This is a genomic window from Rossellomorea sp. QJM3NY_18, assembly GCF_056173145.1.
The window spans coordinates 2556939-2579216 of the sequence record NZ_CM149659.1 but is presented as its reverse complement, the minus strand read 5'-3'; the positions used below and the strand labels follow the sequence as shown (position 1 = coordinate 2579216).

Sequence of the window (22278 nt, the reverse complement as noted above, 5' to 3'; positions counted from 1 at the left end):
ACGACATGCAGCAGTCGAAAGAACAAAAAGTCCACGGAGTATTTGAAAAAATTTATTCCAATTATGATAAGATGAACTCCGTCATCAGTTTCCAACAGCATATAAAGTGGAGGAAAGATACCATGAAGCACATGAAAGTGAAGCCTGGCTCCAAGGCCCTTGACGTTTGCTGCGGTACTGCGGACTGGACATTGGCCATCGGGGAAGAAGTTGGTGAGTCCGGCAGTGTGATGGGTCTTGATTTCAGTCAAAATATGCTTTCAATCGGTAAAGAGAAAGTCAAAGAGTCCCACCTGAACAATATCGAACTGATTCATGGGAACGCCATGGAGCTCCCTTTCGACGATAACACGTTTGATTATGTGACCATTGGCTTCGGTTTGCGAAATGTTCCCGACTATCTCCACGTCCTGAAGGAAATGAACCGCGTAGTGAAACCAGGAGGGATGGCCGTCTGCCTTGAAACCTCCCAGCCGACCATGTTCGGATTCAAGCAGATGTATTATGCATATTTCCGTTTTGTGATGCCCCTGTTCGGGAAGATTTTCGCCAAGAGCTTTAATGAATATTCCTGGCTACAGGAATCTGCCAGAGATTTTCCGGGCATGAAGGAGCTTGCACAGATGTTTGAAGAAGCTGGCTTTAAAGACATACATGTGAAGCCATATAGTGGCGGGGTTGCTGCTATGCATTCCGGCAGAAAGTAAGAAATTCGTAAATTAGGTGGAAAAACTATGAAGCTAAACAGGATGTATTCGTTTCTTAAAACGGATATAGATGAAATTGAAAAGGAATTGGAAGTGGCGATCGAGTCAGAATCCCGGCTTTTACAAGAGGCCTCCCTTCACCTTCTCCAAGCAGGTGGGAAGAGGATCCGGCCGGTATTTGTATTGCTGTCTGCGAAATTTGGACAATATGATATTAATATTGTGAAAAATGTAGCGGTAGCATTAGAGCTGATGCACATGGCTTCCCTCGTACACGACGATGTGATCGACGATGCAGAGTTAAGAAGAGGAAAGCCGACGATTAAAGCCCAATGGGATAATCGTATTGCGATGTATACAGGGGATTATATTTTTGCACGGGCCCTTGAATATATGACATCTATAAAAGTTCCTGAAGCACATCAGATTTTATCACATACACTGGTAGAATTATGTAAGGGCGAAATCGCTCAAATTGAAGATAAATATCGATTTGATCAGAACCTGCGGAATTATCTTTTACGGATTAAAAGGAAAACCGCCTTGCTTATTGCCGTAAGCTGCCAGCTTGGTGCTATTTCTTCCGGAGCTCCTGAAGAGATTCACAGGCGCCTTTACCGATTCGGTTACAATGTGGGGATGAGCTTTCAAATCACGGATGATATCCTGGACCTTACAGCAAGTGAGGAAGAACTGGGGAAACCTGCTGGCAGTGACTTGTGGCAAGGGAATATCACCCTTCCGATTCTGTACGCCATGGAAAACCCGGATTTGAAATCCAAGATTGAAAGAGTGTCGGAATATACCACTCCCGACGAAATGAAAGAGGTCATATCCTCCATCCTGGCTACCGACGCCATTGACCGGTCCCATGAGCTCAGCAGAATGTATCTGGATAGAGCCCTGAAGGATCTTGATCACCTTCCATATAACAGGGTAAAGAAAAGCCTTAAAAATATTGCAAACTATATAGGCAAGAGAAAATATTAAGAAAATTTAAAATGGAAACGTTGCCAAAACCCCCAATCAGTGTTACTATTTTTCGTGGGATGTCCTTAGGACTTCCATACATACATATTAGGAGTGGGGAAGATGGAAAAGACTTTTTTAATGGTAAAGCCGGACGGCGTACAAAGAGGATTAATCGGTGATATCGTATCACGTTTTGAAAAGAAGGGGTTTCAATTAGTCGGCGCCAAGCTTATGAGCATTTCAAACGAGCTTGCCGAAGAGCATTATGGTGAGCATAAGGAAAGACCATTCTTCGGGGAACTTGTTGACTTTATTACTTCTGGACCTGTCTTTGCAATGGTTTGGCAGGGTGAAAACGTCATCACGACTGCACGTGGCATGATGGGGGCCACTAATCCCAAGGATGCCGCTCTTGGTACGATCCGCGGTGATTTCGGTCTGACTGTCGGCAAGAACATCATCCATGGTTCCGACTCTGCTGAAAGCGCTGTAAGAGAAATTGGTCTATTCTTCAAAGAAGAAGAACTGGTTGAATATTCCAAGTTAATGAATGAGTGGGTTTACTAATAGCCCTTTGATATTTAGAAGCAGGTCGCGATTTGCGGCTTGCTTTTTTCTATGGATAAAGGTTTAACTTTTCCCTGAAATGTTCGATATAGATAATATAGCTTTATACCTTTATCGCAGCAAAGAGAGTGTGGATTCAAATGTCAAATGATTATAGTGAATTTATTCAAGGGATTAAACGAAGAACGGGTATTGATCTTTCCCTTTATAAAGAAGCCCAGATGAAGAGGAGGCTGACGGCCCTTTATGAAAAGAAAGGGTATGGAAGTTTTCAGGAGTTCTTTGGTGCGTTGAATCGGGATAGAGAAGAAATGGAAGGGTTTCTGGACAGAATGACCATAAACGTGTCAGAATTCTTCCGTAACTACAAGCGTTGGGAAATTATGGAGACAAAGATCCTCCCCCGACTGTTAGATGGGAATGCAACTTTGAAAGTATGGAGCGCAGCATGCTCAACCGGCGAAGAACCTTACACCCTTTCCATGATGCTGTCGAAGTATATTCCCCTTTCAGGCGGTTCCATCACGGCCACAGACATAGACAAAAATGCACTTCAACGGGCCATGAACGGGGTCTATCCGGAAAGGTCATTATCTGAAATCCCGGAAGAAATGAAAAAAATCCATTTCATCCAGGAAGGACCTTTGTTTAAACTGAAGGACGAAGTAAAGAGAACGGTGACCTTTAAGCAGCAAAACCTGCTTTCGGACCCATTCGAAGGGAAATACGACTTGATCGTGTGCAGAAATGTAATGATCTATTTCACAGAAGAGGCCAAAAACCTTCTTTACCATAAATTCAATGCCTCACTAAAGCCCGGCGGCGTCCTCTTCGTAGGCAGCACAGAACAAATCTTCAACCCATCCCAATACGGCTTCGAAACAGAAGACACCTTCTTCTACAAAAAAATATAAACAATGACGATGTCAATCCGCATAACTTGAATCACTTCTTTCTTCCCTTGGGGTTATAAAAAAGTGAACTTTCAAAATATGGTGGATTCACATCGTTTTATATTTTTTAGGAAAATAGAATATTAGAAAAGTTTTTAAACGTAAGGACTAGGAAAGAATATAAATTCTATGTTATATTGGTACATAATTCTTTAACGAGTTGAAGGGGGAAAGTAAATGAGATACTTAACATCTGGAGAATCACATGGACCACAGTTAACGACCATCATTGAAGGGCTACCGGCAGGAATGCCGCTTGAAGCTGAAGATATAAATGAAAACCTGGCAAGAAGGCAGAAAGGCTATGGACGCGGACGAAGAATGCAGATTGAAAAGGATCGTGCCTCGATCGTCGGCGGTGTGAGACATGGATATACTCTTGGTTCTCCTTTAGGATTGGTTGTGGAGAATAAAGACTGGACTCACTGGAGGAAGGTGATGGGAATCGAGCCCCTTCTTGAAGGCGGAGAAGAAGAAGTGAAGAGAAAGATCTCGAGGCCGAGACCAGGGCATGCGGATCTCGTTGGCGGAATGAAATATGGACATAGAGATCTCAGGAATGTCCTGGAACGTTCATCTGCCAGGGAGACGACTGTAAGGGTGGCAGCAGGAGCCGTTGCTAAGAAGCTATTGAAGTTATTGGATATTGAAGTTGTCGGACATGTCCTTGAAATCGGAGGCATTAAAGCAGAAAAGCTTCATTATGATTCTATAAATGAATTGAGAGAGATCACAGAAGAATCTCCTGTTCGCTGCCTGGATGAAGAGGCTGCCGGGAAAATGATGAACCTGATAGATGAAGCGAAGCAGAATGGGGATTCCATCGGAGGGGTCGTAGAAGTCATCGTTGAGGGGATGCCTGCAGGTGTGGGCAGTTACGTTCATTATGACCGTAAGCTTGATGCGAAAATTGCTATGGCGGTCATGAGTATCAACGCATTTAAAGGCGTCGAATTCGGCTTGGGCTTTGAAATGGCAAGAAAGCCGGGAAGTGAAGTGCATGATGAAATAGCATGGAGTGAGGAGCTTGGGTACTACCGGAAAACGAATCGCTTAGGAGGATTTGAAGGAGGTATGACAACGGGTATGCCGATCCGTGTCAAAGGGGTCATGAAGCCGATCCCTACTCTGTACAAGCCTCTTCAGAGTGTAGACATCGAAACGAAGGAACCCTTTAAAGCAAGCATCGAGAGATCGGATAGTTGTGCGGTTCCAGCTGCAAGCGTAGTAGCAGAAGCCGTAGTGGCATGGGAACTTGCTGCTGGCATCGTCGAACAATTCAATAGTGATCAATTTGACAAACTTCGTCAGGATATCGACAGACAACGTCAGGATTCAAAGGAGTATTAATGAAATGAAACAGGTAACCATTCAAACTGCTTCCAAGACATATGACGTGAATATTGGAGTGGAGATGACGAATGAAATTGTTTCTTTTATTAAGAAGTCCTTCCCTGATGTATCAAAGCTATGGCTCATTGCCGATGAAACGGTTTTTAAGCTTCATGGGCAAGCTTTCTCTGATGATCTCGGTCAGTCCTTTGATGTAACCATTTATCAGGCTCCCAAAGGGGAAAACGCAAAGAACTTTGCCACATATGAAGAAGCGATAACACACGGACTCAAACATCATGTAGATCGTAAATCCATCGTGATTGCTTTCGGTGGCGGTGCCATTGGTGATCTTGCGGGCTTTATCGCATCCACCTATATGAGGGGAATCCCTTTCATCGGAGTACCGACAACGATACTGGCCCATGACAGTGCCGTAGGAGGGAAAGTGGCGATCAATCACCCGCTGGGGAAAAATATGGTCGGTCAGTTTTACCAGCCGGAAGGCGTATTCTTTGATTTGAACTACTTTTCGAGCCTTTCCGAAACGGAAATACTATCGGGATTCGCTGAAGTGATCAAACATGCCTTCTTATCTGATCAGGAGTTCTTACGGAATCTCATGCATTCTTTCCGATCACCTGCAAAACTGGATGAAAGCTTTTTAACAGATTGCCTGATTAAGGGAATACAGGTAAAGGGAGATATTGTATCAAAAGATGAACGGGAGTCAAATATCCGGGCATTCTTGAACTTCGGGCACACTTACGGGCACGCAGTTGAAAGCGCAAGCGGCTATGGAAATCGAACCCACGGGGAATCGGTCATGATCGGGATGGTCTATGCTTTGTATCTCAGTGAACGCTACTGCAAACTGTCCTTTGATATGGAGAGGTTTATAGGGTGGATCAAGTCTCTTGGGTACAATCTGAAGGTTCCTTCCAACATCGGTTTTGATACATTATATGAGGGGATTAAGCGTGATAAGAAGTCCCTGAACGGCAATCCGGTTTTCGTGTTGTTGAAAGATATCGGTGAACCAGTGATGGCAGATGTTACGGAAGAGGATTTAAAACAGGCGGATGCATACATTCGACAGTTATAGATCCCGGCGCTAAAGAGACTATAGAATACCAAGAAAAAAGGGAGAGTGGAAGAATGATCAGGGGAATTCGAGGTGCCACTACAGCAGATCGTGATAATGAAAAGGAAGTTCTCCTTTCAACTGAAAGTCTCTTAAAGGAAATGATTTTACATAATAATATTACGGCAGAAAATGTCGCATCCGTTTTTATTTCTGCAACAGATGACATTACGAGCGTATTTCCAGCTAAAGCATTAAGGGGACTCGAAGAGTGGATATATGTCCCCGTTATGTGCATGCAGGAATTGGACGTGCCTGATGGACTGTCCCGGTGCATCAGAGTGATGATCCACTACAATACATCAACACCTCAAAGTGACATCCAACATATTTATATGAAAAATGCAGTCAGCCTTCGCCCTGACTTGAAGAACAAATAAGCGGCCATTATGAAAACGACTGAAAGGAAGTTAAACATGAAGTGGAAATCCCAGATTCAAAATCTTAAAGCATACCAGCCTGGAAAAACGATGGATGATGTAAAAGAGTTATTCAATCTTGAGAAAGTAGTGAAGCTTGCATCGAATGAAAATCCCTTCGGATGCTCCAGAAACGTTGAAACCTATCTGAAAAACAGTGCTCTTTCCCATGCGCTCTATCCTGACGGTTATGCGAAGGAGTTACGTTTTAAGATGGCAGAACATTTATCTGTGGAACCTGGACAGTTGTTGTTTGGAAATGGCTCGGATGAAGTGATCGAGATCATCTCCAGGGCTTTATTGGATGGTGGTAAAAGTACGGTAATGGCAGCCCCTACTTTCCCACAATATAAGCATAATGCCATCGTTGAAGGAGCAGAGGTCCGTGAAGTTCCCCTGGATGCTGCAGGAAGGCATCAACTGGACAAAATGCTGGGAGAAATTGATGACACCACTTCGGTCGCCTGGTTATGTTCGCCCAATAATCCAACAGGGGAATATATCCGAAATAGTGAACTCATTTCCTTCTTGGACGCTGTCCCTTCCCATGTACTTGTCGTTTTGGACGAAGCGTATTATGAATATGTAGTGGCGGAGGATTATTATGATTCTTTGGAATTGTTGAAGTCATATCCTCAACTATTGATTACACGCACCTTTTCAAAAGCATACGGACTGGCAGGGTTTAGAGTGGGCTTCGGGATCGGGAATAAAGACGTGATCGGGAAACTGGAGCCGATCCGTGAACCTTTCAATAACAATTCACTTGCTCAAGGAGCGGCCTCAGCGGCCATCGATGATCAGACCTTTATCGAGGAATGCAGGAGTGAGAACCGAAAAGGACTTCAGCAGTATTACAGCTTCTGTGAGCAAAACGGCCTCGCTTATGTCCCATCGCAAGCGAACTTCGTATTGATCGACTTTGGCGTAAGTGGAGACGAGGTATTTCAATACTTGATGAGCAAGGGCTATATCGTCCGGTCCGGAGAAGCACTGGGATACCCTCATTCTGTCAGGATAACAGTAGGATCCTATGATCAAAATGAAGAGGTCATCGATAAAATGACAGAATTTCTGGCACTTCAGAAACAAGAATGATGAGCGGTCGGAGGGGCGTTGTCCCTTTCCGGCTTTTTTAAAATCAGATGTTGGAGGAGAAACGATGATTGGAACAGTGTTGATCATTGGGATGGGGCTGATCGGGGGATCCCTTTCCCTCTGCATAAAAAAAGAACACCCACATGCCAAAATTATTGGTCATGATGTGAACCATAAAGAATTGAGGTTGGCGAAATCACTGGGGGTAATCGATGAGATGTCCCTTTCATTACAGACTGCCGCTGAACAAGCAGATCTCATTATTATCTCTACACCTGTTTTTCAAACAGAAAAGATCATCGCACAATTTGAATCCCTTTCCTTGAAAGAAAGAGTTTTGATCACCGATACAGGCAGTACAAAAGAACAGATAATGAGCTCATCGGAAAGACTGACCAAAAACGGGATTCAATTTATCGGGGGCCACCCAATGGCTGGCTCTCATAAGAGCGGCGTAGCAGCTGCGAAAGAAATCCTATTTGAAAATGCCTTTTATATGCTTACGCCGGGTTCCGGTGTGACAGAGGAAAACGTCTGTAGGCTTCAAGTCTGGCTGAGGGGGACACATGCGAAATTTTTAATAGTAGAGCCAAGGGAACATGATGAGTTAACGGGGATGATCAGCCACTTTCCCCATATTGTTGCGGCTTCACTGGTTCACCAGGCGAAGGGCTCTTCGACTGAACACCCCTATTTGAGAAGGCTTGCTGCAGGAGGCTTTCGTGATATAACCCGAATAGCCTCATCCAACCCAACAATGTGGAAAGACATCACCATTCAGAACAGAGGGGTCCTGCTTTCTCTCTTAAAGGAGTGGAAAGTAGAGATGGATGAGGTCGTATCGCTCATCGAAATGAATGATTCACAGAAAATATACGATTATTTTAATGATGCGAAGACATTCAGGGATGATCTCCCTATCTTAGAAAAAGGGGCCATTCCTTCATTCTATGATTTATTTGTGGATGTCCCCGATTATCCAGGGGTGATCTCCGAAGTAACAGGGTATCTTGCACAGGAGAAAATCAGTTTGACGAATATCAGAATAATGGAAACGAGAGAAGATATATACGGAGTATTAGCGATCAGCTTTCAAACGTTGGAAGATAGAGAAAGAGCTTTGCACTGCTTAAGAGAGCAAACAAATTATGAACTATTCTTAGGATAAAGGGTGATAAGGATGGAAGCGAAGAAAAGACTGTCAAATCCAAACAGTGGTTTGAATGGAGAGCTTCACGTACCCGGGGACAAATCGATATCCCACCGCTCCATTATGTTTGGATCGGTTGCTGAAGGCAAAACGGTTATACATAACTTTCTTATGGGGGAGGATTGTTTAAGCACGATTTCCTGCTTTCGTAAATTAGGCGTTGAGATAGAGGTCTCTGAAGGTGAAGTGATCGTGTACGGTAATGGGTGGGATCACTTGAAAGAGCCCGTTGACATTCTTGATGTGGGAAATTCAGGGACCACGACCCGTCTCATTATGGGAATTCTGGCAGGAAGGCCATTTCATTCGGTTCTGATAGGTGATTCCTCGATTGCAAGAAGGCCCATGAAAAGAGTGACAGAGCCCTTAAAGCAATTCGGGACAGTGATAGATGGCCGTTCCGGAGGCAACTTCACGCCAATATCCATTAGGGGCGGAAATCTGAAAGGAATTCATTATTCTTTACCTGTGGCAAGTGCCCAGGTGAAATCCGCTCTCATTCTGGCCGGGCTTCAGGCTGAAGGAATGACTGAAATAGTCGAAAGAGAGCAAACGAGGAACCATACAGAAAAGATGATCGTCGAGTTTGGTGGAACGATCGAGAAGCACGGAGATACCATTAAAGTAAAGGGAGGACAGGTATTGAAAGGCACGGAAATCCTTGTACCTGGAGACATTTCCTCAGCTGCCTTTTTCATGGTGGCCGCAGCCATCGTTCCAGATAGTAGAGTATTGTTGAAGAATGTCGGGCTAAATGAAACGCGAACCGGTATTGTGGAAGTGATGAAGAAAATGGGTGCGTCCATTGAGGTCATGGAGCAATCAACCGAAGGTGAACCGGTCGGTGATATTATGGTGCATACGTCCAAACTTACAGGAATTGAAATCGGAGGGGACCTGATTCCTTCTTTGATCGACGAAATTCCCATCATTGCCCTTTTAGCTTCACAAGCGGACGGGAAGACCGTCATCAAGGATGCCGAGGAATTAAAAGTGAAGGAAACCAATCGAATCGATGCTGTTGTGAAGGAGCTTGGAAAGCTTGGTGCAAACATACAGGGTACAGACGACGGGATGATCATCGAGGGGAAAACCCCTTTACGCGGTGGAGAAGTCCATTCCTGGGGCGACCACCGGATTGGCATGACTCTGGCAGTCGCTTCCCTGTTAACGGACTCAGATGTATATTTAGAAGATGCAGAGGCCGTGAGGATCTCGTATCCGACTTTCTTTGAACACATCAACAAACTGTTGGCGAACTGAATCAATAATGTGAGAGGTGGTTGGTCTTAGGGCTAAATCCGCCTCTCTTTTTAATGAGTGGGTGGCATGAATTCATCCTTCCCTTCATAGCTTGTCTATAAAGGAAGGTGATGACGGGTTGAGCACCTATATCATTGAAAACGCCAATTGGGTAAAGGACACCAAGCATACTCACTCTTCACTATTGATAAAAGACGGCAGGATTTCAGCCATCAGGAACAGCTTTCAGTACTACAAGTACATGAAAATGGATGTTTCCCTTTTTTTGATGACACCCGGACATGTCATGTGTGACTTAATGGTACCCCAAGGGAGTGATTTTTCCACCGTAAAGAACTATTACCTTGACGAATTTATAAAAAGAGGGTGTACCACGGTTTTAACGGCTTTTTCAATACAGTATGAGTATGAATTTCTTAAACGATTAAATGAACGGAAAACATCGTTGCTCAACAGTCCCATTGATTATACGATAGGATTAAAAATATCTGCGAATCTGATTACCCCGAACATCATACGGGCATGTAAGCGGCATAAAGTTCCTGTCATCTGGATCGATCTGGACGAAGCAGCTGTATTAAGAGACATTCCGTGGGGATGGATCAAAGGATTATTGTATGATTACCCTATTACTTTTGTCCCTTTTTTTACGACAGACATAGACAATAAAACCAAAATGAAGCATCTTAAAATATGGCAGAATTCGATGAAAAGCGAGGGTATTCCCCATATTCCTGCTGAAATCCCCGAAAAAGAACCACTGAAATTAAGCATATTGAAGAAAATTGGAATATATCCCCTTAGAGGAAATTTTTTGGTTGGTGGAGAAATATGTTATAACCTCTATATGAAGCCTGAAGGCGAGTTGGGTGCTGAGCCATTATCATTTCATTATGATCATCATGTGCTAAAATGTACTATGAACAAAGGGAAATATCATTATATAAATAATCGAGGTCATTTTTATCCTGGAGCTGGTGAAGAACTGATCATACAAACCCCGGGATATTTTACTTAATTGAATACAAGCTTTTTTATAGAAAGGGATTGACCATGTCATACGCTGAACAAATGTTATCATCTTTAAATGAAGGAAATTTAGAAGAAGCAAAGAAACAATATAATCAAGTGCTGAAATTTGGGAGTCATGAAGAAAAATTCAGTCTTGCCGAAGAATTACATCATCTGGGTTTTCTGGAGGAAGCAAAAGAGCTGTACGGGAATCTCCTTCAATATTATCCGGGTGAGGGTGAGCTTCTCATTGAACTGGCGGAAGTGCTGGTGGAGATGGATAAAGAAGAGGAAGCCATCGAGACGCTTGCAGAATTGGATGAGAAAGACCCCACCTATCCAAGGTCACTTCTTCTTTTAGCAGATCTTTATCAAATGGAGGGTTTGTTTGAAGTAAGCGAACAAAAGCTTCTTCAAGCTAAGAGGTTATTGCCCGATGAACCTGTCATCGATTTTGGACTGGGGGAATTGTATTCTGAAACGGGCAGATTCCTGGAAGCGATCAGGCATTATCAGATCCTCATCGAAAAGGGGACGACTGAACTTGGAGGAACCAATGTCCACCAGAGATTGGCCGAGGCCTATAGTGTAGGAGGAGCATTCGAAGAAGCTTTGACCCATTATGAAAAAGCTCTTCAAGAACATCTGGAAATCAATACACTGTTCGGCTATGCCTTTACAGCCTATCAGGCAGGTTATTACGAAAAGGCGATTGAAAAATTCGTTTCCGTCAAGGAACTGGATCCTGAATATCATTCTGTCTATTTACTATTGGCGAAGTCGTATGAGCGTGAAGAAAAGCTTCAAGAGAGCCTGGAAGCCGTTCAGGCAGGTGTGAAGCAGGATGAATACAATAAAGAACTGAATGTATTCGGAGGCAAGATTTCATTGAAGATGGGACTTGAAGAAGAAGCAGAAGCGTTTCTTCGGGAAGCCCTGGCCCTTGACCCCGGATATGTGGAGGCTGCCCTTATCATCAATAAATTGTTCTTTACACAGGACCGGTATGAAGATGTGCTGGAAATCGCCCAGATGCTGACGGTAGAAGGAGAAGAAGAGCCTCAGATCAATTGGGATCTGGCAAAAGCCTATGAAGGGCTTGAACAATATAATCATGCATTAAAACAATACCGTATTGCATATACTTACTTTAAGAATCATCAAGAGTTTTTACTAGAGTTCGGACAATTTCTAGTAGAAGAAGGACTCAGGGGTGAAGCAGTAGAAGTATATAAACACCTGATTGAAATGGATCCTTCAAATGATGAGTGGCAGGACCTGATTGAAAGATTACAAGACTGATCAGTGACGGTGGGTCTAAGGGACTTGGACGTTAGGAAATGAATATGGCTAAGGGCTTATGAATGAGACCTAAACTTTATGATGAAAGAAAAACGGACCTTTTAAAAAGGATTCTGCAGAGGAGGGAAAACCATGACCACCCCTGTTTCTGTCAACGAGAAGAAAGAATTTATCCGCTGGTTTTTGAACCGATATCAATTAAAACGAAGAGAATGTGTGTGGATCTTAAATTATCTGATGAGTCATGACCAACTAATGAAAAAGGTTCACTTTGTCGAAGAATCCCAGTACTGTCCGAGAGGCTTGGTGATGTCGACCCATTGTGTCGAAGATGTTCCATTCCGGTTCTATAAAGAGAATATCATGACAACGGACGCAGAAAAGTCCTTTCATGATATCCGATTGAACAAGGATGAAGACATTTACATTCAGCTAAACTTCAGTAAGGCAAATTCCAGTTATCAATTTGCAGCCGTACTGGAAGAAAATCCGTTTATGCCGAAATACTTACTGATCAATGAAAAAGACAGAATGGTAGCTGAACGGTTTCTAGAGGACAGCCTGCAGACCTTCAGGAAGGACCGCTTGTTAAAGGCCATCGATTTAGCATTGGATACCGGTGACAAAAAGGCTTTCAATAAATTGACCAAAGAATTGAATAGCCTTACCTGATAAGTCGAATGAAGAGAAACGCCCTCTCTTCATTCGATTTTTTTATTGTCTTTTTTAGATAGTAAGATTAAGAATGGTGCATACTATGAACGAGGCTCTTTACGTGTCCTGAGTGGTTTATCCCCATTAAGTATACCTATCCCGGGGAGTATTTCACCAGGGAGCACGTTTTATATGTAAAGCGCTTGTATAAAAAAAGTGAAATCGCTTTATATGAGATGATATAAAGTGATAAGATGGGAAGTGGAAAATGAAAGAAAAAAAGTGAGGGTTATACATGAATTGGAACGTAAAAGATATTGAAGTGTTCGAAGCCGAAAAAGCATATGTAGATACGGCTGTCATTCCCGTTATCCCTGTTGATTTCGGGAAGGATATAAGAGTCTCAGCAGCACAATCAGAGTTTATCAATCTACTCACTCTGCACCTGGAAAGGCAATTCAAGGGTAGAATGATGATGATCCCTTCATTTACGTATAGGATGTCATCATCGGTGGATCGCGAGGTATCCGAATTATCCCAATGGGCAAGAGAATTAACCGTGAGCGGTGTGAAGCATGTCTTCTTTCTGACTTCAGACAGCGGGTGGAAAAAGGTCGAGGATAAACTCGGAGAAGGCTTGATATGGGTCCCATCCATTCCTCTTGAAAACCTGGACGAACAATATAAACATTCGATTATGGAAGATCAGGTAAAGCAGCTGTTAAATGTGATTGTACAAAAATGGCAAAAAAATTCATAAAAACTTCACATTGTTTCCATCTTTTAGATACGAGAGTTATTGACCTTGTATAGAGTTTAATATATCATAGTTATGTCCTAGTTTTATATTTGTGCGAAATATGTCCGACGGACTTACCTTACGATAGAGGGGGGAAAAGGATGAGCAAACATCGTGTATCTAGACGTCAATTCCTTAACTATACACTTACGGGTGTAGGCGGTTTCATGGCGGCGGGAATGTTAATGCCGATGGTTCGCTTTGCAGTGGATCCAGTGTTGAAAACGGAAGCTGCGGGAGATTTTAGAGCGACTAAGCAAAAGGTTTCAGAATTATCGAATGAACCAGTACGTGTCGATTTCTCATATGAGCAAAAAGATGCGTGGTACACATCAGAAGTTACACAAACCGCTTGGGTATATAAGAACAAAGAAGACAAAATCATTGCTCTTTCACCGGTTTGTAAGCACCTCGGTTGTACAGTTAACTGGAATGGGAATCCGGATCATAAAGAAATGTTCTATTGCCCATGTCATGGTGGAATGTATCACAAGAACGGTGAGAATGTACCAGGTACACCACCGACAGCACCGTTGGATTCATATCCGACAAAAGTAAAAGATGGAATTCTTTATCTTGGACAACCAGAACCAAATAAATTTGTTAAGTAAGGGGGCGTAATCTGTGCTGAACAAGATCTATGATTGGGTTGACGAGCGTTTAGACATTACGCCTTTGTGGCGCGATATCGCGGATCACGAAGTTCCTGAACATGTAAACCCTGCGCATCACTTTTCTGCGTTTGTTTACTGCTTCGGAGGATTGACATTCTTCGTAACCGTCATCCAAATTTTATCCGGAATGTTCTTAACGATGTACTATGTTCCAGATATTAAAAACGCTTGGGAATCTGTGTATTATCTGCAAAATGAAGTTGCATTTGGACAAATTGTCCGCGGAATGCATCACTGGGGAGCCAGTTTGGTTATCGTAATGATGTTCTTACATACACTACGCGTCTTCTTCCAAGGTGCATACAAAAAACCTCGTGAATTGAACTGGGTTGTTGGGGTTCTTATTTTCTTCGTTATGTTAGGGCTTGGTTTCACCGGCTATTTACTGCCTTGGGATATGAAAGCGCTATTCGCGACGAAAGTAGGTCTTGAAATAGCAGGGGCCACTCCATTTATCGGAGATCAGGTGAAAATGTTATTAGCGGGAGATGCTCACATCGTCGGGGCACAGACTCTGACTCGTTTCTTCGCTATTCACGTATTCTTCCTGCCTGCTGCTCTACTTGGTTTGATGGGAGCTCACTTCCTGATGATCCGTAAGCAAGGTATTTCCGGACCACTATAAGAAACAATTGTAAATGATTAACCTAATAAAAGGAGGGGGACACTATGCATCGAGGAAAAGGGATGAAGTTTGTAGGGGACTCCCGGGTTCCTGCAGACAAAAAGCCGAATATACCGAAAGACTATTCGGAGTTCCCTGGTAAAACAGAAGCTTTCTGGCCGAACTTCTTATTGAAGGAGTGGCTGGTAGGAGCTGTTTTCCTTATCGGTTATCTTTGTTTAACGGTTGCTCATCCATCACCGTTAGAACGTATAGCCGATCCGACAGATACTGGATATATTCCATTACCTGACTGGTATTTCTTATTCTTATACCAATTACTTAAGTACACATATGCATCTGGACCTTATAATGTTATCGGAGCGTTCGTCATTCCTGGAATCGCGTTTGGGGCACTTTTACTTGCACCATTCATAGATATAGGACCTGAACGCCGTCCAACAAAACGTCCTTTTGCAGTAGGATTCATGTTATTGGCACTTGCAGCTACGTACTTCCTGACTTGGGAATCCGTTGCGACCCATGACTGGGAAGCGGCTGAGGAACAAGGGAAGATCCGTGCTGAAGTGGATATCGATAAAGAATCTGAAGGATATAAGATTTTTTCTGATCAGAAGAATGGTTGTATTAACTGTCATGGTGAGAATTTGCAGGGTGGGGCGGGTCCTTCCTTAATCGGAACGGGTCTTGCACCTGAAGAAATTGCGAAGATCGCTAAAAACGGTAAACCACCGGGCATGCCTGCAGGTTTATTTAAAGGGACAGATGAAGAGTTGAAGAAACTCTCTGAATTCATTTCTGGTTTAGAAGAATAATATTGAAAAAGGGCCGGCATCTGTCGGCCCTTTTTTTCTACTTGAAAGAGAGGTGCAAACATGCTCTGGATCATGACGATACTAAGAAATAAAACCTTTTTATGGTTGTTGCTATTAGTGAATGTATTCGGTACCATCTATGGATACATATGGTATATGTCACAGCTCCGAAATACTCCTCCCCAGTTTTTACTGTTTGTCCCGGATAGTCCGACAGCCAGTCTATTTTTTTGTTTCGTATTGATCGCGTTTATACTGAATCGTAATTGGCCGATTTTTGAAGTGCTTGCCATCATCACCCTGTTTAAATACGGAGTTTGGGCAGTGATCATGAACCTGTTGACCCTCATGGTATCGGGTGATTTGCCTTGGGAAGGATATATGCTGATGGCTTCACACGCGGCAATGGCCGTGCAGGGTATCCTATATTCCTCGTTTTACCGGGTGAAGTTGTGGCATATTGCCGCAGGGGCTGTCTGGACCGTCCATAATGATATCATCGATTATGTTTACATGCAGTTTCCTGTATATTCAAGACTCTATATGTATATTCAGAATATCGGATATTTCACTTTCTGGCTCAGCATCATCTCCATCGCCATTGCATATTATTTCACGCAGAAAACAAATCGTCTCTCTCTTGACTATAAGTTTGACTGATTTATGGTCTACTCTTGTCCACCCCTTCATACACTTTATTAGTAGTTTTAGGGGGGACAAGTATGAAATTAATCCAATTTTTTATCACGCTTTTCTTATTTCTCATTTTAGTACCTCACCCATTAATCGCTGTAGAATCTCCGTCTCCAATCAACGAGCTCGATGATATATCAGATCAGGCTTTACAGATGACAAAGGCAGGCAGGTATGAAGAAGCCAAGCATCTATTAGTTTATTTCTCCGAAGAATTTGCCTCTTTGAGTGTCCAACAGTCCTTCTCGATGGATGAGCTTAGAATTCTTACCATTTCACATAATCTTGCATTGGAAAGTATCAACCATTCCTCCCTTGCTCTTGAGCAAAAGGTGAATGCCGTTACGAAGTTCCGACTGGTGATGGATGCATTAAACAGTCAGCATCAGCCTTTATGGGTTGAAATGGAAGACCCGATCATGGAAGCCTTTAATGGTGTAAAGGTTGCAGCGGAAAACGGAAATGTTGATGAATACCAAACGACATTGAATGTGTTTTTATCAAAATATAATATCATTCAACCGAGTATTAAATTGGATATTCCAGTTGAGCGGGCTCAATCACTGGATGCAAGGATCACTTACTTGGATCACTATCGTCAGGATGTGCTGGAAGGGGAACAAACGATGAGTGAGCTGACGGCTTTGGAAACGGATCTACAAAAACTATTCGAGAACATGACAGAGGATGAAGCGGATCCTTCCCTTTGGTGGGTCATCATTTCGACGGGCAGTATCATTGTATCTACATTATCTTATGTAGGTTGGAGAAAATATAAGGGACAGGATGAAGTGAAAAAGTCCGAACGTCAAAAAAATTGACAGTACGAGGATGGCGCTATAAAATTTAGGTAATCTATACATCTGGAGGTTTTAGCGATAATGGCAGGATTTTTGATTTACTTTTTACTGATTGCTCTTATTCCAATAGGAGCACAGATGCGTGTAAAGAGTACGTTTAAGAAATATTCAAAAGTGGCCACGACTTCGGGTATGACCGGCAGGGAAATGGCCAGAAGGATTCTTGATGAAAATGGTTTGCACAATGTAAAAGTTGTGGAAGGCAGAGGGTTTCTGAGTGATCACTATAATCCGATGACGAAAACCGTAGCGTTATCACCTGATAACTACCACGGGCACTCGGTCGCCGGGGCGGCAGTGGCTGCGCATGAAGTAGGACACGCCATACAGGACGCTGAAAGCTATGCATTTCTAAGATTCCGCCATGCTCTTGTACCGGTAGCGAATATCGGTTCTAATATGTCCTGGATCTTCTTGATGATCGGCATTTTCACTCAATTAACCGGTATGTTCCTGCTTGGGATCATTTTAATGGCCGCAGGGGTTGTGTTCCAATTGATCACGCTTCCTGTTGAGTTCAATGCATCATCGAGGGCGATGAATCAAATCGTTTCCATTGGCTTGATCCGCAATGAAGAAGAGCGTCATGCCAGAAAAGTGCTGAACGCAGCAGCAATGACGTATGTAGCCGCTGCAGCAGTGGCCATCATTGAACTGATAAGACTGGTACTTATTTTCACCGGGATGAATGGTGACGATTAAGAATACAATAAAGCAGCCGGACTCGGAGGATCCTCCGAGTCCGGCTGCTTTTGGTTTGACGTACGATTCCCTCTAGTCCAGTATAGGGTTTTTATCTGCATCGAGTGTGAATCCTTCGCCGAGAACGTCATGGACCACGGTGACGGATACGAAGGCGTGAGGATCAACGCTTGTAATGATGTTTTTCAGTCTGACGATTTCATTTTTCCCGACTACGCAGTAAAGAACTTCCCGCTCTTGTTTCGTAAACGAGCCGTGGCCGCGTAATACGGTCACTCCCCGGTCCATTTTCTCATTGATGACAGTGGCGATTTCTTCATTGCGTTCTGAAATGATCATGGCCCCCCTGGCAGAGTAAGCCCCTTCCTGCATGAAATCGATGACCCTTGCAGCCACAAAAACAGCTACCAGCGTGTACATCGCTTCCCGGTATTCCAAATACGTAATGAGTGAGACGCCGATGACGACGGCATCAAACATGAACATCGTCTTTCCCATGCTCCACCCTATGTATTTGTGGGCAAGTCGGGCGATGATATCCACCCCGCCTGTCGTACCTCCGTATCTGAAAATGATCCCCAGTCCTATTCCAATGAAAACACCCGCAAATAAGGCCGCGAGAAAAAGATCCCCTTCGAGGTTGATGGTCATTTGATACCGTTGAAAAATCCATAGAAATACGGATAGAGCTACAGTCCCGATCACAGTATAATAGAAAGCTTTCTTCCCGAGGAGCTTCCATCCCAGGAAGAATAGGGGTATATTTAAGGCAAGGTTGGAGTACGACGGATCAATATCAAATAAGAAATAAAGGATGAGCGTTATTCCCGTGAATCCACCTTCAGCCAGTTTATTTTGGATATTAAAATGTACGAGTCCAAAAGCAAATATAGCCGACCCTAATAAGATGAACAATATATTTTTAATGCGTAATCCCAACATCTGTGTTTCCCTCCTTTTATAGTATTATCTAAGTTGACAGAGACATTATATAAGAAGAAAAACAAACTGGCAACGAAGACTTTCAAAATCAAACGTAATATTTGTCAAACGGGAAGGATTTAGCTAACATGATAGGAGATAATGAAGGAGTGAGACTTCTTATGGATAAAAATAAAACGATGAATCAATTACAAAAAGAAGTGGACCAATACATAAGTCAATTCAAAGAGGGTTATTTCAGTCCATTGGCGATGGTAGCGCGTCTTACCGAGGAGCTTGGTGAATTAGCGAGAGAAGTAAATCATTACCATGGTGAAAAACCAAAGAAACATACAGAAAAAGAAAACACGATTGAGGAAGAGCTGGGGGATCTGTTGTTTGTCGTTATCTGTTTGGCCAACTCCCTGGATATCAGCCTTGAAGAAGCCCACAATACAGTAATGCATAAGTTTAATACAAGAGATAAAGATCGATGGACCAGAATCGAAAGTGGGGATGAAGGTGGAGCAAATTAACATCACGATTGCAGGACCGAGAGGAAGAATGGGGAAGGAAGCTGTTCAATTGGTGAAGGACACCGAGCATTTTACTCTTATTAGCGTAATCGATCACAAGAAGGAAGCGGATCTGGATGTGCCGGTGTATTCAGATATAGAGGCATGCTTTCAAGATGGGGCGCCTCATGTGTTGATTGACTTGACGACGCCTGAAGTCGGGTATCATCATACGAAAACGGCCCTGGAATATGGGGTCAGACCTGTTGTCGGGACAACGGGTTTTTCTGCAGATGAACTGGAAGAATTGAGGGAACTGGCAGAATCCAAGTCACTTGGATGCATCATTGCTCCCAATTTTGCGATTGGAGCCGTGCTCATGATGAAATTCTCTCAGATGGCTGCAAAATATTTCGATGATATTGAAATTATTGAACTGCATCATGATCAAAAATTGGATGCACCATCCGGTACGGCCGTGAAAACGGCAGAAATGATCAGGGAAGTGAGGCAATCGAAGGAGCAGGGGCATCCTGATGAGAAGGAAACACATAGCGGTGCCAGGGGAGCGAATGTAGATGGGATGCATATTCACAGTGTACGCCTCCCAGGACTCATCGCACATCAACAGGTAATGTTAGGAGCAGAGGGACAAACATTGACGATACGCCATGATTCCTTTAACAGAGGAAGTTTCATGTCGGGAGTGAAGGTTTCTGTGGACACGGTCATGAAACTGGACACATTAGTGTATGGACTTGAAAATATATTAGACTAAAGGGTGAGTGTTATGAATATTGCGCTGATTGCTCATGATAAGAAAAAAGATGATCTTATTCGTTTCGTGCTTGCATACAAGTCAATCATAGAGAAACACTCCCTCTTTGCCACGGGGACAACGGGAAAAAGAATCGGAGAAGAAACGGGTTTATCCGTCCATCGATTCCGTTCAGGCCCTTTGGGAGGAGACCAGGAAATAGGTTCTTACATCGCCAATAATAAAATGGACTTTATCCTCTTCTTCCGGGATCCCCTGACCGCACAGCCCCACGAACCTGACGTGACGGCCCTGATCAGGCTTTGTGATGTGTATTCAGTACCGCTCGCGACCAATATGGGTACTGCTGAAGTGCTGGTAAGAGGTCTTGACAGAGGGGATATTGCGTGGCGGAGTGTAGTGAAGGAAAAGGAGGAGTAATGTGGACCAACAAATAGATATCCTTGCGTTTGGAGCACATGCAGACGATGTGGAAATCGGTATGGGAGGGACCCTGGCGAAATATGCTGCTGAGGGAAAGAATATTGTCATCTGCGATATTACAGAGGCAGAGCTGTCTTCCAATGGGACGGTTTCTTTGCGAAAAGAGGAAGCGCTTAGGGCAGCAGACATATTAGGGGCATTTAAGAGAGTGACCCTCGATATACCCGACCGGGGAATATACATAACGGACGAACACATTGAGAAAGTCGTCAACTTGATTAGAACGTATAAACCGAAAGCAATATTTGCTCCCTATGACCAAGATCGCCATCCTGATCATGGAAATGTTTCCCGACTGGTGAAAGAGGCATTTTTCTCTGCGGGAATCCGGAAGTTTCATTCCGAAACCCCGGTCCATAAAACGCCTCACCTCTATTTCTATATGATCAACGGTTTTCATAAACCTCAATTTGTTGTGGATATCGAGCCGTATATGCAAGCAAAGATTGCGAGCCTTCGAGCATATGGAAGCCAATTCTCTAAAGGATCCGACGGAGTGTCGACTCCTTTAACAGACGGATATATCGAAGCGGTTGAAGCAAGGGAGAGAATGATGGGGAAAGATGCGGGACTCCGCTATGCAGAAGGATTCTTTTCCTATAACACCCTTATCTTGCATCATGATTTGTTAGGAGATTAAGTGTATGAAGAAGTTGAAGATAGGAATTACCTGCTATCCGACGGTCGGAGGATCAGGAGTAGTGGCAACCGAGCTCGGGAAATTACTGGCTGAGAAAGGCCATGAAATACATTTTATTACCTCGAGCATTCCGTTCAGATTGAACAAAATGTATCACAATATTTATTTTCATCAAGTAGAAGTGAGTCAATATTCAGTGTTTCAATATCCTCCTTATGATCTTGCATTGGCGAATAAGATGGCGGAAATCACGGAACGGGAAAGCCTGGATATCCTGCATGTGCATTATGCGATTCCCCATGCTGTCTGTGCCATATTGGGGAAACAAATGTCCGGGAAAGACGTGAAGATCGTCACCACCTTACACGGAACGGATATTACGGTTCTTGGGTACGATCCATCTCTGACAGGGGCCATTCGCTTCGGTATTGAAAAGTCGGATGTCGTGACGGCGGTTTCTTCCGCTTTAGTAAAACAAACCCATGATTTGATCCAGCCTGATAAAGAGATCCAAACGGTTTATAATTTTATTGATGAGAGGGTATACAGGGAAGTGGATTCCAGTCATCTAAGAAAAGAATATGGAATCAAGGATCATGAAAAAGTCATCATCCATGTATCAAACTTCCGTGGTGTGAAAAGGGTGACCGATGTAGTCGCTTCCTTCAACCTCATCCAGAAGGAAATTCCATCCAAGCTTCTCCTTGTAGGGGACGGACCTGAAATGACACTCATATGCAAGCAGGTAAAGGAGCTTGGATTAGAAGATCGTGTTTTATTCCTTGGAAAACAGGATAATCTGGAAGAACTTTATTCGATCAGTGATATCAAACTATTACTTTCAGAAAAAGAGAGCTTCGGCTTAGTCGCACTCGAAGCGATGGCTTGTGGTGTTCCAAGCATCGGCACGAATGTAGGCGGTATCCCTGAAGTGATCGAAGATGGATACAACGGATTTATCTGTGAAATCGGAAACGTCAAACAAATTGCCGGGAAGGCATTGCAATTGATGAAGGACGAGAAGCTCCACATGGAATTATCGAAGAATGCCCTCCAAACGGCACGGACGAAATTTCACTCGAGCAAAATAGTCGAACAGTATGAACAAATCTATAAGAATCTTTTGTGAACTGTCAGGGAT

26 protein-coding genes are annotated in these 22278 nt (G+C 43.4%); 25 read left to right on the top strand and 1 reads right to left on the bottom strand.

Annotated features, from left to right (window positions below; all coding sequences use genetic code 11):
* The first annotated feature begins 5 nt into the window (after positions 1 to 5).
* From AC0VXY_RS13255 to AC0VXY_RS13160, 20 genes are all read left to right on the top strand, one after another.
* Positions 6 to 707: a demethylmenaquinone methyltransferase gene (locus AC0VXY_RS13255; RefSeq protein ID WP_435990305.1), complete on the top strand. Its 702-nt coding sequence runs from the start codon at positions 6 to 8 to the stop codon at positions 705 to 707.
* A gap of 27 nt (positions 708 to 734) precedes the next feature.
* Complete coding sequence (hepT, locus tag AC0VXY_RS13250) at positions 735 to 1697, top strand: heptaprenyl diphosphate synthase component II (protein ID WP_435990306.1); 963 nt, start codon at positions 735 to 737, stop codon at positions 1695 to 1697.
* Positions 1698 to 1799: 102 nt separating this feature from the next.
* Complete coding sequence (gene ndk / locus AC0VXY_RS13245; protein ID WP_034758349.1) at positions 1800 to 2246, top strand: nucleoside-diphosphate kinase; 447 nt, start codon at positions 1800 to 1802, stop codon at positions 2244 to 2246.
* Positions 2247 to 2386: 140 nt separating this feature from the next.
* Positions 2387 to 3160: a CheR family methyltransferase gene (locus AC0VXY_RS13240; protein ID WP_435990307.1), complete on the top strand. Its 774-nt coding sequence runs from the start codon at positions 2387 to 2389 to the stop codon at positions 3158 to 3160.
* Between the two features lie 216 nt (positions 3161 to 3376).
* Entirely contained in the window at positions 3377 to 4549 is a 1173-nt protein-coding gene (aroC, locus tag AC0VXY_RS13235) for a chorismate synthase (protein ID WP_475525509.1), read from the top strand.
* A 4-nt stretch (positions 4550 to 4553) separates the two neighbouring features.
* On the top strand, positions 4554 to 5636 hold the full coding sequence (aroB, locus tag AC0VXY_RS13230) for a 3-dehydroquinate synthase (RefSeq protein ID WP_475525508.1): 1083 nt from the start codon (positions 4554 to 4556) through the stop codon (positions 5634 to 5636).
* A gap of 53 nt (positions 5637 to 5689) precedes the next feature.
* Entirely contained in the window at positions 5690 to 6055 is a 366-nt protein-coding gene (gene aroH, locus AC0VXY_RS13225; RefSeq protein ID WP_475525507.1) for a chorismate mutase, read from the top strand.
* Positions 6056 to 6091: 36 nt separating this feature from the next.
* Entirely contained in the window at positions 6092 to 7192 is a 1101-nt protein-coding gene (gene hisC, locus AC0VXY_RS13220; protein WP_475525506.1) for a histidinol-phosphate transaminase, read from the top strand.
* Between the two features lie 64 nt (positions 7193 to 7256).
* Positions 7257 to 8360 carry a prephenate dehydrogenase gene (locus tag AC0VXY_RS13215; RefSeq protein WP_475525505.1) on the top strand — a complete coding sequence of 368 codons (1104 nt, stop codon included), beginning with the start codon at positions 7257 to 7259 and terminating at the stop codon, positions 8358 to 8360.
* 12 nt (positions 8361 to 8372) lie between these two features.
* Complete coding sequence (aroA, locus tag AC0VXY_RS13210; protein WP_475525504.1) at positions 8373 to 9665, top strand: 3-phosphoshikimate 1-carboxyvinyltransferase; 1293 nt, start codon at positions 8373 to 8375, stop codon at positions 9663 to 9665.
* A 118-nt stretch (positions 9666 to 9783) separates the two neighbouring features.
* Positions 9784 to 10683 (top strand): hypothetical protein, encoded by a 900-nt coding sequence (locus AC0VXY_RS13205; protein WP_475525503.1) that lies wholly within the window; start codon positions 9784 to 9786, stop codon positions 10681 to 10683.
* A 53-nt stretch (positions 10684 to 10736) separates the two neighbouring features.
* Positions 10737 to 11978: a tetratricopeptide repeat protein gene (locus AC0VXY_RS13200; protein ID WP_475525502.1), complete on the top strand. Its 1242-nt coding sequence runs from the start codon at positions 10737 to 10739 to the stop codon at positions 11976 to 11978.
* A 132-nt stretch (positions 11979 to 12110) separates the two neighbouring features.
* Complete coding sequence (locus AC0VXY_RS13195; protein WP_435990316.1) at positions 12111 to 12650, top strand: ReoY family proteolytic degradation factor; 540 nt, start codon at positions 12111 to 12113, stop codon at positions 12648 to 12650.
* A gap of 277 nt (positions 12651 to 12927) precedes the next feature.
* Positions 12928 to 13392 carry a YpiF family protein gene (locus AC0VXY_RS13190; RefSeq protein ID WP_475525501.1) on the top strand — a complete coding sequence of 155 codons (465 nt, stop codon included), beginning with the start codon at positions 12928 to 12930 and terminating at the stop codon, positions 13390 to 13392.
* Between the two features lie 140 nt (positions 13393 to 13532).
* Positions 13533 to 14042 carry a QcrA and Rieske domain-containing protein gene (locus AC0VXY_RS13185; RefSeq protein ID WP_034758386.1) on the top strand — a complete coding sequence of 170 codons (510 nt, stop codon included), beginning with the start codon at positions 13533 to 13535 and terminating at the stop codon, positions 14040 to 14042.
* 13 nt (positions 14043 to 14055) lie between these two features.
* The gene (gene qcrB / locus AC0VXY_RS13180; protein ID WP_032087896.1) at positions 14056 to 14730 is read left to right on the top strand and encodes a menaquinol-cytochrome c reductase cytochrome b subunit; all 675 of its coding nucleotides are present in this window, start codon (positions 14056 to 14058) and stop codon (positions 14728 to 14730) included.
* A 44-nt stretch (positions 14731 to 14774) separates the two neighbouring features.
* Positions 14775 to 15545 carry a c-type cytochrome gene (locus tag AC0VXY_RS13175; protein WP_435990318.1) on the top strand — a complete coding sequence of 257 codons (771 nt, stop codon included), beginning with the start codon at positions 14775 to 14777 and terminating at the stop codon, positions 15543 to 15545.
* Between the two features lie 60 nt (positions 15546 to 15605).
* Entirely contained in the window at positions 15606 to 16205 is a 600-nt protein-coding gene (gene lhaT, locus AC0VXY_RS13170; RefSeq protein ID WP_435990319.1) for a lipoprotein heptaprenylglyceryl N-acetyltransferase LhaT, read from the top strand.
* Positions 16206 to 16267: 62 nt separating this feature from the next.
* Positions 16268 to 17059: a sporulation protein YpjB gene (gene ypjB, locus AC0VXY_RS13165; RefSeq protein ID WP_435990320.1), complete on the top strand. Its 792-nt coding sequence runs from the start codon at positions 16268 to 16270 to the stop codon at positions 17057 to 17059.
* 60 nt (positions 17060 to 17119) lie between these two features.
* Complete coding sequence (locus tag AC0VXY_RS13160; protein WP_435990321.1) at positions 17120 to 17800, top strand: zinc metallopeptidase; 681 nt, start codon at positions 17120 to 17122, stop codon at positions 17798 to 17800.
* A gap of 72 nt (positions 17801 to 17872) precedes the next feature.
* Here AC0VXY_RS13160 and AC0VXY_RS13155 read toward each other — a convergent pair whose 3' ends face one another.
* Positions 17873 to 18742, bottom strand: a complete 870-nt coding sequence (locus AC0VXY_RS13155; RefSeq protein ID WP_258261624.1) for a YitT family protein — start codon at positions 18740 to 18742, stop codon at positions 17873 to 17875.
* A 101-nt stretch (positions 18743 to 18843) separates the two neighbouring features.
* Here AC0VXY_RS13155 and AC0VXY_RS13150 point away from each other — a divergent pair, with 101 nt between their 5' ends.
* Genes AC0VXY_RS13150 through bshA form a run of 5 tightly spaced genes read left to right on the top strand, consistent with a single transcriptional unit; the run spans position 18844 to position 22266 of the window.
* A complete protein-coding gene (locus AC0VXY_RS13150; RefSeq protein ID WP_435990322.1) occupies positions 18844 to 19257 on the top strand; it encodes a nucleotide pyrophosphohydrolase in 414 nt (137 codons plus the stop codon).
* Positions 19244 to 20014, top strand: coding sequence for a 4-hydroxy-tetrahydrodipicolinate reductase (gene dapB / locus AC0VXY_RS13145; protein WP_435990323.1), 771 nt, complete (start codon positions 19244 to 19246; stop codon positions 20012 to 20014). The genes AC0VXY_RS13150 and dapB overlap by 14 nt, the downstream gene beginning before the upstream one ends.
* Before the next feature lie 12 nt (positions 20015 to 20026).
* Positions 20027 to 20434 carry a methylglyoxal synthase gene (gene mgsA / locus AC0VXY_RS13140; RefSeq protein WP_475525500.1) on the top strand — a complete coding sequence of 136 codons (408 nt, stop codon included), beginning with the start codon at positions 20027 to 20029 and terminating at the stop codon, positions 20432 to 20434.
* A 1-nt stretch (position 20435) separates the two neighbouring features.
* A complete protein-coding gene (gene bshB1 / locus AC0VXY_RS13135) occupies positions 20436 to 21137 on the top strand; it encodes a bacillithiol biosynthesis deacetylase BshB1 (protein ID WP_475525499.1) in 702 nt (233 codons plus the stop codon).
* A gap of 4 nt (positions 21138 to 21141) precedes the next feature.
* A complete protein-coding gene (bshA, locus tag AC0VXY_RS13130; protein ID WP_435990326.1) occupies positions 21142 to 22266 on the top strand; it encodes an N-acetyl-alpha-D-glucosaminyl L-malate synthase BshA in 1125 nt (374 codons plus the stop codon).
* The last annotated feature ends 12 nt before the right edge of the window (positions 22267 to 22278 follow it).

What these genes read in the sequence shown, in the direction of transcription:
- AC0VXY_RS13255 (WP_435990305.1), top strand. Translation starts at nt 6, where the DNA reads ATGCAGCAGTCGAAAGAACAAAAAGTCCACGGAGTATTTGAAAAAATT.
- hepT (WP_435990306.1), top strand. Translation starts at nt 735, where the DNA reads ATGAAGCTAAACAGGATGTATTCGTTTCTTAAAACGGATATAGATGAA.
- ndk (WP_034758349.1), top strand. Translation starts at nt 1,800, where the DNA reads ATGGAAAAGACTTTTTTAATGGTAAAGCCGGACGGCGTACAAAGAGGA.
- AC0VXY_RS13240 (WP_435990307.1), top strand. Translation starts at nt 2,387, where the DNA reads ATGTCAAATGATTATAGTGAATTTATTCAAGGGATTAAACGAAGAACG.
- aroC (WP_475525509.1), top strand. Translation starts at nt 3,377, where the DNA reads ATGAGATACTTAACATCTGGAGAATCACATGGACCACAGTTAACGACC.
- aroB (WP_475525508.1), top strand. Translation starts at nt 4,554, where the DNA reads ATGAAACAGGTAACCATTCAAACTGCTTCCAAGACATATGACGTGAAT.
- aroH (WP_475525507.1), top strand. Translation starts at nt 5,690, where the DNA reads ATGATCAGGGGAATTCGAGGTGCCACTACAGCAGATCGTGATAATGAA.
- hisC (WP_475525506.1), top strand. Translation starts at nt 6,092, where the DNA reads ATGAAGTGGAAATCCCAGATTCAAAATCTTAAAGCATACCAGCCTGGA.
- AC0VXY_RS13215 (WP_475525505.1), top strand. Translation starts at nt 7,257, where the DNA reads ATGATTGGAACAGTGTTGATCATTGGGATGGGGCTGATCGGGGGATCC.
- aroA (WP_475525504.1), top strand. Translation starts at nt 8,373, where the DNA reads ATGGAAGCGAAGAAAAGACTGTCAAATCCAAACAGTGGTTTGAATGGA.
- AC0VXY_RS13200 (WP_475525502.1), top strand. Translation starts at nt 10,737, where the DNA reads ATGTTATCATCTTTAAATGAAGGAAATTTAGAAGAAGCAAAGAAACAA.
- AC0VXY_RS13195 (WP_435990316.1), top strand. Translation starts at nt 12,111, where the DNA reads ATGACCACCCCTGTTTCTGTCAACGAGAAGAAAGAATTTATCCGCTGG.
- AC0VXY_RS13190 (WP_475525501.1), top strand. Translation starts at nt 12,928, where the DNA reads ATGAATTGGAACGTAAAAGATATTGAAGTGTTCGAAGCCGAAAAAGCA.
- AC0VXY_RS13185 (WP_034758386.1), top strand. Translation starts at nt 13,533, where the DNA reads ATGAGCAAACATCGTGTATCTAGACGTCAATTCCTTAACTATACACTT.
- AC0VXY_RS13175 (WP_435990318.1), top strand. Translation starts at nt 14,775, where the DNA reads ATGCATCGAGGAAAAGGGATGAAGTTTGTAGGGGACTCCCGGGTTCCT.
- lhaT (WP_435990319.1), top strand. Translation starts at nt 15,606, where the DNA reads ATGCTCTGGATCATGACGATACTAAGAAATAAAACCTTTTTATGGTTG.
- ypjB (WP_435990320.1), top strand. Translation starts at nt 16,268, where the DNA reads ATGAAATTAATCCAATTTTTTATCACGCTTTTCTTATTTCTCATTTTA.
- AC0VXY_RS13160 (WP_435990321.1), top strand. Translation starts at nt 17,120, where the DNA reads ATGGCAGGATTTTTGATTTACTTTTTACTGATTGCTCTTATTCCAATA.
- AC0VXY_RS13155 (WP_258261624.1), bottom strand. Translation starts at nt 18,742, where the DNA reads ATGTTGGGATTACGCATTAAAAATATATTGTTCATCTTATTAGGGTCG.
- mgsA (WP_475525500.1), top strand. Translation starts at nt 20,027, where the DNA reads ATGAATATTGCGCTGATTGCTCATGATAAGAAAAAAGATGATCTTATT.
- bshA (WP_435990326.1), top strand. Translation starts at nt 21,142, where the DNA reads ATGAAGAAGTTGAAGATAGGAATTACCTGCTATCCGACGGTCGGAGGA.